The sequence below is a fragment of the Humitalea rosea genome (assembly GCF_003253705.1).
GTDB lineage: Bacteria > Pseudomonadota > Alphaproteobacteria > Acetobacterales > Acetobacteraceae > Humitalea > Humitalea rosea.
In genome coordinates this window covers 61,322-74,057 of record NZ_QKYU01000001.1, presented here as the reverse complement: position 1 = coordinate 74,057, position 12,736 = coordinate 61,322, and the positions used below count along the sequence as shown (strand labels likewise).

Genomic DNA, 12,736 nt, shown 5'->3' with positions numbered 1-12,736 from the left:
GGCGGCGCGTATGGCGGAGGAGGCCCCGCGGCTGATCGGCCGCTACGTGGTGGAAGGCGTCATCGGCCGCGGCGCGATGGGCGTGATCCTGCGCGCGCATGACCCGGAGCTGGACCGCATCCTGGCCATCAAGCTGATCGCGCGCGATCTGCTGGAGGGGGCGGATGGCGCCGAATACATCGCCCGCTTCCAGCGCGAGGCCCGCGCCTCCAGCCGCTGCGCCCATCCCAATATCGTCGCCGTGCATGACTTCGGCCTGCATGAGGGCCAGCCCTACCTCGCCATGGAGTTCGTGGACGGCGTCAGCCTGCAGGCGGCGCTGGAGGCCGGGCGCCGCTTCACGGTACCGGAGGCCGTCCATGTCGTCGCACAGATGCTGGATGCGCTGGACTGCGCGCATGCCGCCGGGATCGTGCATCGCGACATCAAGCCCGCGAACCTGCTGCTGCTGTCCGATCTGCGCGCCAAGCTCGCCGATTTCGGCATCGCCCGGGTCGGCAACTCCGACCTCACCCGGGTCGGGGATATGATCGGCACGCCGAGCTACATGTCGCCCGAGCAATGCCTGGGCACCACGATCGACGCGCGCACCGACCTCTTCTCCACCGGCACCGTGCTGCATGAGCTGCTCTCGGGCGCGCGCGCCTTTGCCGGCGGCAGCATGATCGAGGTGGTGCGCCGCGTGGTCGATGGCAGCCCGCCGCCGCTGCCCGAGGCGGTGGGCGCGGCCTTCCCCGCGCTGCCGGCGGTGCTGGCGCGGGCACTGGCCAAGCAGCCCGAGGCGCGCTTCGCCTCCGCCGCCGCGATGGCGCGGGCGCTGCGCGATGCGCTGGTGGGGAACCGCGCGGCCGATGCGACCTTCGTGCAGGCCCCCGCCCGCGCGCCGGTGCTGCTGGAGGCCGGGATGGTCGGCACCATCGAGCGCAACCTCGCCGCCTATGTCGGCCCGATCGCGGGGGTGATGCTGCGCAGCGCGCTGCGCCAGGCGACGACGCGCGAGGCGCTGCTCGCGGCGCTGGCGGGATCGATCGAGCGGCCGGAAGATCGCAGCCGCTTCCTCAGCGATGCCTCCCGCAGCCTGGGCGGCGGCGCGGCGGAGGAGCCGGCCGTGGCACCCGCCACGGCACAGGCCGGTGCCGCGGAGCTGGACGCGGTGCGCCAGGCGCTGCTGCCGCATATCGGCCCGATCGCCGGGGTGCTGGTGAAGCGCGCCGCCGCGGATGGCGCCGGGATCGATGCCGTCTGGGAGCGGCTTGCCAAACACATCGACGATGCCGCCGAACGCGCGACCTTCCTGGCCCGGCGCCGTCGCTGACCCGGCCCGGCGCCGCCGCTGACCCGGCCCGGCGCCGCCGCTGACCCGGCCCGGCGCCGCCGCTGATCAGACCCCGGCGAGGTCGCTCGCCAGATGGAACAGGCAATCGCCCCGCATCGTGCGCGCCGGGATGCGTTTGCACATCACGAGGCCGCCGGCCTTGAAGGCGATCTCCACCGGCGGCAGCCAGGGTGTTTCGGGGAAATGGATGCGGGCTGCGGGCTGGCCCGGCTGGACCTCCTCACCCAGCTCCACCAGCGGCTCGAACAGCCCGTTCTCGGGCGCGTAGATGTAGTAGTCCTGGCCGCGGACATCGAGGAAACGGGTCGGCACCGGCGGCTCGACCCATTCTTCCTGGCCGAGAATGCCGAGATGCACCAACAGGTTTCGCAAGCCACGCTCGGCGATGGCGAGCCCGGCCGGGGTCAGCGTGCCGGAGCCGCCCAATTCGGTGCCGAGCGCGATCTTGCCGCGCCGCGCGGCACCGCTGCCGAGGGTCTGGTCGCCGCCCTGCCCCTGCGCGCCGCCCTGGATATAGGTGAAGGGCGCGCCGAAGGCCCGCAGCGCCGCAAGCTGCTTCTGGTACAGCGCCGGGTCGTCGGACTGCCGCGCCAAGGCGCAGGGCACATACATCAGCGATGAGCCGCCCGAATGCAGGTCGATCACCAGATCGGCCAGCGGCAGCAATTCGCTGTCGATGTAATGCGCGATCTGCCGCGTCACCGTGCCATCGGGATCGCCGGGGAAGATGCGGTTCATGTTCACGTCGTCGATCGGCGAGACGCGGCGCCCGGCCATCGCCGCCGGGAAATTCGCCATCGGCAGGATGATGACGCGGCCCTTGATCTTCTCCGGCGTCAGCCATTTGACGAGGTTGGTCAGCGCGATCTGACCCTCGTATTCGTCGCCGTGGTTGCCGGCCGAGAAGAAGGCCGTCGGCCCCTCGCCGTTCTTCACCACCACGATCGGGATCGGGATGTAGCCATAGGCCGAGGCATGGGTGGAGTGGAACAGCCGGATGAAGCCGGTCTGCTTGCCGTCGCGGGCAAAATCCACTTCGGGGATCAGGCGTGATGTCATGTGGGGGCTCCAGCCGGAGACGCGTCGATCAGATGGCAGGCGACGTGATGCCCCGGCACCGGCTCGACGAGTGGCGGCACCACCTCGCGGCATACCGGCATCACATAGGGGCAGCGGGTGTGGAAGCGGCAGCCGGAGGGCGGGTTGAAGGCGCTCGGGATATCGCCCGCGATACGCACGCGCTTGCCGCGCGAACGGTCGGCGGGGTGGGAGGCGGGCACGGCCGCGATCAGCGCCTGGGTATAGGGATGCAGCGGGGCGGCGTAGATCGCATGCTTCTGGGCGACCTCGACGACCTTGCCGAGATACATCACCGCCACGCGGTCCGAGATGTGGCGCACCACCGACAGGTCATGCGCGATGAAGAGGTAGGTCAGCCCCATCTCCCGTTGCAGATCCTGCAACAGGTTCACGATCTGCGCCTGCACCGAGACATCCAGCGCCGAGACCGCCTCATCACACACCACGAAGCGCGGGCTCAGGATCAGCGCGCGGGCGATGCCGATGCGCTGGCGCTGGCCGCCGGAGAACTCATGCGGGAAGCGGTCCAGCGCGCGCGCCGGCAGGCCGACCCGGTCGAGCATCGACGCGACCTGCTTGCGGGTCCCGGGGCCTTGCCTGGCGCCGTGGATGATGAGCGGCTCGGCGATGATGTCCTCGACCGCCATGCGCGGGTTCAGCGCGCCATAGGGGTCCTGGAACACGATCTGCATCGACCGCCGCACCTCGCGCAGCGCGGCCCCCTTGAGGCGGGTGATCTCCGCCCCGTTGAAGATGAGGTTGCCGTCGGTCGGCTCGATCAGCCGCAGCAGCAGCCGCCCCAGCGTCGATTTGCCGCAGCCGGATTCCCCGACCAGGCCAAGGGTTTCGCCGGGCATGATCCGCAGCGAGACCTCATCCACCGCGCGCAGCACCGCGCCATGGCGGCGGCCGAAGAAATTCTTGCCGCCAAGCGGGAAGTGCTTGGACAGCGCTGCGACTTCCACCAGCGGCTCGGTCATGGCGCGAGGTCCGCGGTGCGGATGGGCGCGAGGTCCAACGCGCGGATGCAGGCGGCGCTGTGGTCGGGTTCCAGCAGTTCCAGCGGCGGCAATGCGGCGCTGCAGGCCGGGATGGCGTGGCTGCAGCGCACGCTGAAGCGGCAGCCGGGCGGGCGGCGGGTCGGCTCCGGCAGGGTGCCGGGGATGGCGACGAGCCGCGCGCGATCCTCGGTCAGCGAGGGCACGCATTCCAGCAGGCCCCGCGTATAGGGATGCAGCGGGCGGTCGAAGACGGTGGCGACCGGGGCTTCCTCGATGACGCGGCCGGCATACATCACCAGCACGCGGTCGGCGGTCTCGGCGATCACCCCCATGTTGTGGGTGATGATGATGATCGCCATGCCGAACTCGTCGCGCAGATCCATCAGCAGGTCGAGGATCTGCGCCTGGATGGTGACATCCAGCGCGGTGGTGGGTTCGTCCGCGATCAGCAGGCGCGGGCGGCAGGCGAGCGCCATCGCGATCATCACCCGCTGCCGCTGCCCGCCCGACATCTGGTGCGGGTAGTCGTCCATGCGCCGCGCGGCGGAGGGGATGCCGACCTTGTCGAGCATCTCGATCGCCCGCTCCCGCAGTTTGGCGGGGGAGAGGCGTTCATGCGCGCGGATGGTCTCCATGATCTGCTCGCCGATCGAGAAGACCGGGTTCAGCGAGGTCATCGGCTCCTGGAAGATCATCGAGATGCCGGGGCCGCGGATGGTCTGCATCTGGCGGTCGGACATGTTTGTGAGCGTCTGGCCCTCGAAGATCACCTCGCCGGAGATCAGCCGCGCCGGCGGCGAGGGCAGCAGCCCCATGATGCTGAGCGCGGTCACGCTCTTGCCGCTGCCGGATTCACCCACGATGCCGAGGATCTCGCCCGCGTTCAGCGAGAAGCTGACATCCTCGATGGCGGTGATCTCGCCGCTGCCGGTCATGAAACCGGTGGTGAGGCCGCGAACCTCCAGCAGGCTCACTGCTGGATCCTGAGCCGTGGGTCGAGCACGTCGCGCAACCCGTCGCCGAGCAGGTTCAGCCCCATGACGGTGATCATCAGCGCGATACCTGGAATGGTGATGATCCATGGCGCATCACGCATGTAGTCGCGGCCCTCGGCCATGATGTTGCCCCAGGTGGGTGTGGGCGGCACGGCACCGACGCCGAGGAAGGAGAGTGTGGCCTCCGACAGCACCGCATAGGCGAAGAGGAAGGAAAGCTGCACGATCATCGGCGCCATGGCGTTCGGCAGGATGTGGTGGCGCAGGATGCGCCAATGCCCGGCGCCGGCCGCGACCGCGGCCTGCACATATTCCATCTCCCGCAGCACGATCACCGAGGAGCGCACGATGCGCGCGGTGCGCGGGATATAGACGATGCCCAAGGCGAGGATGACGTTCAGCGTGGACGGGCCGAGCACCGAGGTGACGGCGATCGCGAGCAGGATCGCGGGGAAGGCCATCAGCGCGTCATTCACCCGCATCAGCATGTTGTCCAGCCGGCGGAAGTAGCCCGCCGCGGCACCGATCAGCGTGCCGAACACCGCATTCAGCGCGACGACCGAGGCGCCGATGATCATCGAAAGCTGCGCCCCCCAGACCGTGCGCGACCAGAGGCTGCGGCCGAAGTTGTCGGTGCCGAAGACCCAATCCCCGTTGGGGGAAAGGAACTTGTTGCGCATGGACAGGCGGTTCGGGTCCACATCGGTGATCCAGGGCGCGAGGGCCGCGATGATCGCGATGACGCCGAACAGCGCGAGGCCGGTCACGAACAGCCGATGGTGGAACAGCCGTTTCAGCGTCGCCCGCGCCGGATGGACGCGTTGGGGCGCGAAATCCTCCGCCGCGAGCTCACTCATAGCGCACCCGCGGATCGAGCGCGGCGTAGAGCACATCGACCAATATGTTCACCATCACGAGAAAGGTCGTCACCAGCAGCAACCCGCCCTGCACCATCGGGTAATCCCGGTTCAGCACCGCCTGGGTCAGCAACTGGCCCATGCCGGGCAGCGAGAACAGCGCCTCCGTCACCACAGCCCCCGAGACGAGCAGGGTCACGATGATGCCGACCACGGTGACGATGGGGATCAGCGCATTGGCCAGGGCGTGCTTCAGGATCACCTGCCGCATCGGCAGCCCCTTGGCCCGCGCGGTGCGGATGTAGTCCTGGCGCAGCACTTCGAGCATGCTTGAGCGGGTGATGCGGGCGAGCAGCCCCGCTTGCAGCAAGGCCAGGGAAATCGCCGGCATGGTGCTGCTGCTGAGCCAGCCGAGCGGGTCTTGCGAGAAGGGGATGTAGCCGCCGGTCGGCAGCCAGCCCAGATGCACCCCGAAGACGATGATCATGACCAGGCCGAGGAAGAAGCTCGGCACCGAGATGCCGATCATCGCGAACATCATCGCTGCCTGGTCCACGATGCTGTTCTGCCGCAGCGCCGCGATGATGCCGGCGGCCAGCCCGATCAGCAGCGTGATCACCAGCGCATAGAGCGAAAGCCCGATGGTGACGGGCAGCCGTTCCATGGTGGCGGCGAAGACGCCCTTGCCGAGCAGCAGGGACCGCCCGAGGTCGCCCTGCACCAGCCCCTCGTAATATCGCAACAGCTGCACCAGCAAGGGCTGGTCCAGCCCGAGATCCACGCGAAGCTGCGCGAGCTGGGCGGGTGTCGCGGAGATCCCCGCGATGGCCGCCGCCGGATCCCCGGGGATCAGCCGCATCAGCCCGAAGCTGATGAGGCTGACGATGAGCAAGACGGGCAGCGCGCTGAGCAGACGCCCGATGGCAACCCGGATCACTGCGCCGTCTGCTGCAACGCGCCTGTTGTCACCACGCCGCCGCCGTCATCGGGTCATCGAGACGTTGGAGAAGCGCGGGATGCGGAAGGGGACGAAGTTCTGCACCGTCGCGCGCGTCGCCTGCACCTTGGTCAGCGCGCCGAAGGGATAGGCATAGGCCCGTTCCAGCACCAGAGTCTGCATCCGGGCATAGGCGGCGTTGCGTTCGGCCTCGCTCCGCAAATTGTTCATGTCGTTCCAGGCGGCCAGCACATCCGGGTCGTCCTTGTCATCGCGCGGGCGATAGTTGGCACCCGGGGATACCAGGAACTGCATCGTCGCCAGCGCGCCGAGGGCGGGCTGCGTGCCCCAGCCGGAATGGAAGAAATGCCATTCGGTGGAATTGACCTGCTGCGACATCTGCACCGAGGTCGGCCAGTCCACCACCCGCAGCGAGGCGTTGATCCCCACCGCCTGCATCTGCTGCTGCATCACCAGCGCCGCATTGTACATCGCCGGATAGTCGCGGTTGGTCAGGATGACGATGGGCTCGCCACGGTAGCCGGATTCCCGCAGCAGGGTCCGCGCCCGCGCCGCGTTGTTGATGTTGTAGGTCTCCTTGCCCGCATCCGTGTAGGTCGGCTGGTTCGGATACTGGAAGCCGACGTTCAGGCGGTAATTGCCGTCCGTCGCCGCATCCATGATGTCCTCCATCCCCAGGGCGGCCTGGACCGCGCGGCGGAAGGCGAGGTTGCTGGTCGGCGGGGTGGCGGTGTTCGGCAGCGCGATCTGGATCCACCAGTTCTGCAGCGGCAGGATGGTGATGTTGCTGTTGCTGCGCAGCGAGGCGAGCGAGCGGGTCGGCACATCCTCCACCCCCTGCAACTCGCCGGTCTCGAGCCCGGCGACGCGGGCGCTGGCCTCGGTCACGATGCGGAAGGTCACGGTGTCGAGGCAGGCGACGCGATAGCCGCCGAAGCCCGTGCGCTGCTCGAAGGCGGTGTTGGGCTGGTAGCCGTCATAGCGCCCGAGCTTGGCATGGCTGCCGGGCACGAATTCCAGCAGCTTGAACGGGCCGGTGCCGATGGTGCGCAGCTGCTGCCGCTCATCATCCTTCATCTCGGCCGGCACGATCACGATGGGCACGGAGAAGGAGCTCAGCGCCTCGATGAAGGTCGGCTGCACCCGCGACATGCGGATGATGAAGGTGAAGGGGTCGGGCGTGTCCCAGCCCGCGACATTGTCGAGCGTGCTGCGCTGCAACCCGATCCGCTTGTAGCGGTCGAAGGAGGCGGCGACATCGGCCGAGGTCATCGGCTTGCCATTGTGGAACACGATCCCGTGCCGCAGCTTGAAGGTGTAGGAGAGCCCGTCGGCCCCCTCCTCCATCGCCTCGGCCAGCTCCAGGATCGGGTTGTTGTTCTCGTCGCGCGTCATCAGCGTTTCGAAGATGTTCATCGCGATGTTGCGCGTGGAGATCGTGCTGGAGGTCATCTGATCCAGCGAATTGACGTTGGCTTCCTGGCCGAACACCAGATCCCCGCCCCGCGTCGGGCATTGGAAGGGCGTCGCCATCGCCGGTGCCGCGGGCAAGGCAAAAGCCGCGGCGATCAACGAGGAGGCGAGAAAAGAGCGCTTCATGGATGGATACCCCGCAGATGCACGGCCGCATGACGGCCCCAAACATTCCGATGCGACGCAGGATGCGTCAATGCATTTTTGCCGCCCAGACTCACGTTAGTATCACGCGGAAAACCGCCGCAGCACGTTTTCGGTCAGCCGGCTGATGGGGCCGGCAAAGCCATCCTGCCACAGGCTGCCGCAATAGGTGATGGAGCCCACCGAGAAGACCGCGCCACCGCCCGGCGTCTCGAAATACACGATCTCACCACGCTTCAACGCATCCTGCTCCTCGCCGCTGATGGTGGTGAAGCGGGAGAGGATTTCCTCGGGCACGGTGACGAAGGAAGACGGCGGGTCCTCGGAACAGGCGAGGATCACGGTCTGGTCCGGCGTGCCCAGCGCCGGGTCGGCGCGATCGAGTTCGAACCCCGCGGCCCCGCCGCCCGAAAGACCGTAGTCGCCGAGGATCTCGCCCTCGACGCCGGCGAAAATCCAGGCGTGGCGCGGATCATGCGAGGCTTCGGTGCGGCGGTAATAGGTGCTCTCGAACGCGCCCTGGCCGGAGAAGCCGACGCCGGCGAGCATCTGCGGCGGGCGGCGGTTGCGCCGCCACAGCCCGCCATACTGGCCATCGAGCGCGTGGTAGTATTCGCCGGGCTCGGCGGCCCAGGCGCGGATGCCGCCCTCGGCGCGGCGCAGCTCGATCACCCCGGGCAGCTCGGCCACGCAGGCGACACGCCAGTAGAAGCCGTTGCCGCCCATATACATCAGCCGCCCGCCGTCGCGGGTGTAGCCCTGCAGCGCATCCAGCGTATGCAGCGTGTGGTATTCGGGATGCGATCCGGTCATCACCACGCGATAGGGCGCGAGCAGCGCCTGGCCCTCCTCGTGCAGATCCTCGTCGGTCAGCACGTCGAAGGCGATGCCCTTGGCCTCCAGCCAGGCGAGGATATGCGTGTCGGCCGGGTAGTGCCGCAGCCCCGAGCCGCGCGCGTCGTTGAAGGTCAGGAACCCTGGCCGCATCGTCAGGATCGGCCGCAGGCGGGAGGAGAAGGCGATCCCGCTGTTGTCCGGATGGCGGTTGTAGGTGGAGCGGCCATAGCCCGGGTAATCGTCCGGATTGTACGCCGAGGCGCCCCAGGCGGCGGCGCGGGCCTTGTACTCGGCATCGGCATTGCCGCGCGAATGGTTCGCATAGGCCTGGTAGGTGAAGGTCGAGGCGAGGAAGGCGACCGGCGCCCGCGCCACGCCCCGCGGCGGCAGCACGTAGAAGGGCAGCATATCCTCGCCGGCGGCGCAGGTGAGGCGCAGGGCATAGGCCCCGCTCGGCAGGTCGGCCGGCACCTCGAAGTGGAAATCCGCGGCCCAGCCGCAATCGCCGAGGTCATCGGCATGGAAATGGATGGCGGCGTAATCGGCCGGCGCATGGCGCCAGCACATCTCGGTGCCGCTCCAGCGCGCCCCCACCATCGCCCGCGTCGGCAGGTTCACGAGCGTGCCGTGGCAGGCCTGGGGGCCGAGGTCGGTGATGTCCTGGCTGGACATGCCGAGGGAAAAGTCCCAGGCGGCCAGGATCGCCGGGTCCGCGGCGGCGAGGCCGGTGTCGGGCTGCGGCCAGCCGGTGCGGAAGCCGGCGAGCAGCGCCGGCGCCTCGATCTTCGCGGTGATATGCGCCTGCGGGGCCGCAAGCCCCCGTGCGCCGATCAGCAGCCCGCCGCCGCCATCCGGCAGCACCAGCCCGGCCACGCTCGTCTCAGCGATATGCGCGGGGTACGCCTCAAGCGCCTGCTGCCCCAGCAGCAGCGCCCCGGTGGCGGGATCGGCGCTGAGCCAGAGCCGGTACCAGCAGCCGAGCCGCAGCGGCTCGGCGATGGCCAGGCGCGCCTCCAGCCCCGGTGCGGCGATGCGGGCCATCGCACCGCCGGGGCCGATCGCCAGGGTCACGATGCAGGGCCCCTGCTCCTCGCTCATCACGGCCGCCTCGGCCGGGGGCGGGGCGGCGAGCCAGACCAGCGCGGTCCAGCAGCAGGCCCCCTGCCCGCGCCCCGGCGGCCGCGGCACCAGCGCATGGGAACCGAGGTGGATCGGCTGGTGGCGGCCGGGAAAATTCGCGTCGAAGCGGGCGGACAGATCCTCGAACCGCAATCCCGGCCCGGCGGGGTTCGGATCGCCGGAGATCACCCGGACCAGGCGGGCGCGGAAGCTCTCCCCGCCCGGCACGCTCACATGCGCGGCGACCCGTTCCCCCGGCCGGCGGGAGAAACGATCGAGGTAGCCGGTGATCGGCAGTTCCGCGGCAGACGGCTCGGGAGGCATGGCGCACGTCCTTGACGGGTAGAAGCGCGAATGCTTGCCGCAGGACGCGGCCGCGTCAACGGAGTGGCCAACAGGAAAATGTCATGCGAAGCTCGGCGCTGCACCGAAATTCCTCGCCGGAGACTTCCATGGCCAACGTCGTCCGCACCCTCACCAGCGGCAAGGCGGAGGAGCATGAATGGATGCTGCGCTGCGATATGGCCGCGGTCTTCCGCATCGCCTCGCGGCTCGGCTGGAACGAGCACATCGGCAACCACAACAGCCTGATGCTGCCGGATGAGGCGGAGCCGCGCTTCCTCATCAACCCGCGCGGCTATCTGTTCCGGGAGTTGAAGGCCAGCGACCTCATCGTCTGCGACCTGGAGGGAAAGGTGCTGCGCGGCACCGGCGAATTGCGCAAGGTCGCCTTCCATATCCATGCGCGCATCCACATGCTCAATCCGGGGGCGGCCTGCGTCGTTCATGTGCATCCGCAATACCTGACCGCGCTGTCGATGATCGAGGGCGCCGAATTTTCCCTGTCGCACCACAACAACCTGCTGCTGAACGACCGCACGGTCTATGATCCCCAAGGCGATGAGCCGGTCCACAACAATGCCGAGGGCGATCGCATCGCGCGGCTGATGGGCGACAAGACCATCATGGTGATGCGGGGCCATGGCGTCACCGTGGTGGGACCGACGATCCATGACGCCTTCGACGAATGCTATATCGCCGAGCGGACATGCATGTACCAGATGACGGCGATGCAGACCGGGCAAAAACTGCATAGCTTGCCTGACAGCCTGCGCCGCCACCACGCCGGCGCCTGGGGCGAGAAGCTGGATGCGCGGCTGCATCTGGATGCCTGGCGGCGGGTGCTGGATCGTGAGGAGCCCGACTACGCCAGCTGAGGGTCTGCCCCCTTCTTCGGCAGTACCGCCCAAGCACGCGGCAGGCGCGGCGGCATCCGGTGAATTGAGGCGTGGCAGGTGGTTGCGCGTCCTACCCTGGCACCTTCTGATGGCGGGAATGTCACGGGGTCAGCGTCATGATCAATCGCCTGTTGCGCGCATCCGCCATCGCCCTCTCTCTCGTCGTTGCGGCACCTTTGGCCGCATCGGCACAGCAGAGACCGCTGGTCTGGGGCGACACCCTCCCGGCGACGCTGGACCCGCATGCGATCTTCGACGTGCCGAGCCAGTTCATCCTGCTGAACGTCTATGACGGGCTCTACCGCTATCAGAGCAATCCGCCGCAGCTCGAACCCTGGCTCGCGACGTCGCATACGGTGTCGGCCGATGGGCTGACCTGGGATTTCACGCTGCGGAGCGGCGCCAGGTTCCATGATGGCAGCGAGATCACCGCCGAGGATGTGGCCTATTCCTTCCGCCGCCTGCTGACGCTGCGCCGCGCGCCGGCCGCCGCCTTCACGCCGGTGCTGACGGCCGAGAACGTGACCGCGCCGGCCGCGCATACGGTCCGCTTCGTGCTGAGCACGCCCTACGCGCCCTTCCTCTCCGCCATGCCGCTCGTGGCCATCGTCAATCCGCGCGTGCTGTCGCAGCATGTGGAGAATGATGATTGGGGCAATGCCTGGCTCGCCGCGCATGACGCGGGTTCGGGCGCCTATCGCCTCAACCCCGAGACCTACCAGGCGCGCGTCGCCATGGACCTTGAGCGCTTCCCCGAGCATTTCATGGGCTGGGCGGGCAATGCCCATCCGATCGCTTCCGTGCGCTCGCGCCCGGTGATGGAGACCTCGACGCGGGTCCTCGCGCTGCTGCGCGGCGATATCGACGCGACGGATTCCTATCTGCCGCCGGACCAGGTGGAGCGCGTGGAGCGCAACCCGCGCACCCGCGTCGCGCGCGATGAAAGCATGCGCGTCTTCGTCATCCGCATGAACAACTCCCGCGCGCCCTTCGACAACAAGGATGCCCGGCTCTGCCTCGCGCATGCCTTCAACTACGAGGGCTTCAACAACGTCATCCTGCGCGGCTTCGTGCTGCGCAACGCGGGGCCCAACCCCAACAACCTCTGGGGCAATCCGCCGGACCTCGCGCCCTATAGCTTCGATCTGGCCAAGGCGAAGGAGCATTGCGATCTCGCGCGGGCGGCGGGTGTGGACCTGTCCCGGCCGCTGGAAATCCATGTCCAGAACGAGCTGGAGCAGACGGTGCAGGCCGCCCAGATGTACCAGGCCGATCTGCGCCGTGTCGGCATCACCCTGCGGATCGTGCCGAACACCTGGCCCGGCATCACCGGCGCCACCGGCAGTGCCGCGACCACGCCCGACATGTGGATCCACTGGGTCTCCACCTACTTCGTCGATCCGGAGAACTGGATCGGGCAGATGTACGACAGCCAGTTCCAGGGCACCTGGAAGGCCTCTTCCTGGTACACCAACCCCGAGGTCGACCGCCTGCTCCGCGCCGCGCGCACCAGCCTGGACCAGGCCGAGCGCGCCCGGCTCTACAGCGAGGCGACGCGCATCGTGGTCGCCGACAGCCCCGACATCTGGGTCTACAACACCGTCAACCTGCGCGGGCTGTCGCGCCGGGTGCAGGGCTACAGCTTCTCGCCCGTGGGGTCGGGTGGTGAGATGCGGCTGATGTCGCTGGAGAACTGAG

10 protein-coding genes are annotated in these 12,736 nt (G+C 68.4%); 3 read left to right on the top strand and 7 right to left on the bottom strand.

Annotation, left to right across the window (positions count from 1 at the left end):
- The first annotated feature begins 10 nt into the window (after positions 1–10).
- Positions 11–1,315 carry a serine/threonine-protein kinase gene (locus tag C8P66_RS00340; RefSeq protein WP_111396152.1) on the top strand — a complete coding sequence of 435 codons (1,305 nt, stop codon included), beginning with the start codon at positions 11–13 and terminating at the stop codon, positions 1,313–1,315.
- A gap of 66 nt (positions 1,316–1,381) precedes the next feature.
- Here C8P66_RS00340 and C8P66_RS00335 read toward each other — a convergent pair whose 3' ends face one another.
- The 7 genes from C8P66_RS00335 to C8P66_RS00305 all read right to left on the bottom strand — a co-directional run bounded on the left by C8P66_RS00335 (position 1,382) and on the right by C8P66_RS00305 (position 10,124).
- On the bottom strand, positions 1,382–2,395 hold the full coding sequence (locus C8P66_RS00335) for a succinylglutamate desuccinylase/aspartoacylase family protein (protein WP_111396151.1): 1,014 nt from the start codon (positions 2,393–2,395) through the stop codon (positions 1,382–1,384).
- The gene (locus tag C8P66_RS00330) at positions 2,392–3,396 is read right to left on the bottom strand and encodes an ABC transporter ATP-binding protein (RefSeq protein ID WP_111396150.1); all 1,005 of its coding nucleotides are present in this window, start codon (positions 3,394–3,396) and stop codon (positions 2,392–2,394) included. Before C8P66_RS00330 ends, C8P66_RS00335 begins: the two co-directional genes overlap by 4 nt.
- A complete protein-coding gene (locus C8P66_RS00325; protein WP_281271328.1) occupies positions 3,393–4,391 on the bottom strand; it encodes an ABC transporter ATP-binding protein in 999 nt (332 codons plus the stop codon). The genes C8P66_RS00330 and C8P66_RS00325 overlap by 4 nt, the downstream gene beginning before the upstream one ends.
- The gene (locus tag C8P66_RS00320) at positions 4,388–5,269 is read right to left on the bottom strand and encodes an ABC transporter permease (RefSeq protein WP_111396149.1); all 882 of its coding nucleotides are present in this window, start codon (positions 5,267–5,269) and stop codon (positions 4,388–4,390) included. Before C8P66_RS00320 ends, C8P66_RS00325 begins: the two co-directional genes overlap by 4 nt.
- Complete coding sequence (locus tag C8P66_RS00315) at positions 5,262–6,206, bottom strand: ABC transporter permease (RefSeq protein ID WP_111396148.1); 945 nt, start codon at positions 6,204–6,206, stop codon at positions 5,262–5,264. Before C8P66_RS00315 ends, C8P66_RS00320 begins: the two co-directional genes overlap by 8 nt.
- Positions 6,207–6,251: 45 nt before the next feature.
- A complete protein-coding gene (locus tag C8P66_RS00310) occupies positions 6,252–7,826 on the bottom strand; it encodes an ABC transporter substrate-binding protein (RefSeq protein WP_111396147.1) in 1,575 nt (524 codons plus the stop codon).
- Positions 7,827–7,928: 102 nt separating this feature from the next.
- A complete protein-coding gene (locus tag C8P66_RS00305; RefSeq protein ID WP_111396146.1) occupies positions 7,929–10,124 on the bottom strand; it encodes a N,N-dimethylformamidase beta subunit family domain-containing protein in 2,196 nt (731 codons plus the stop codon).
- A 128-nt stretch (positions 10,125–10,252) separates the two neighbouring features.
- On the opposite strand from C8P66_RS00305, the gene C8P66_RS00300 reads away from it, so the two are divergent.
- Together C8P66_RS00300 and C8P66_RS00295 are read left to right on the top strand one after the other, a co-directional pair.
- Entirely contained in the window at positions 10,253–11,017 is a 765-nt protein-coding gene (locus C8P66_RS00300) for a class II aldolase/adducin family protein (RefSeq protein ID WP_111396145.1), read from the top strand.
- A 137-nt stretch (positions 11,018–11,154) separates the two neighbouring features.
- Positions 11,155–12,735, top strand: a complete 1,581-nt coding sequence (locus tag C8P66_RS00295) for an ABC transporter substrate-binding protein (RefSeq protein ID WP_111396144.1) — start codon at positions 11,155–11,157, stop codon at positions 12,733–12,735.
- The last annotated feature ends 1 nt before the right edge of the window (position 12,736 follow it).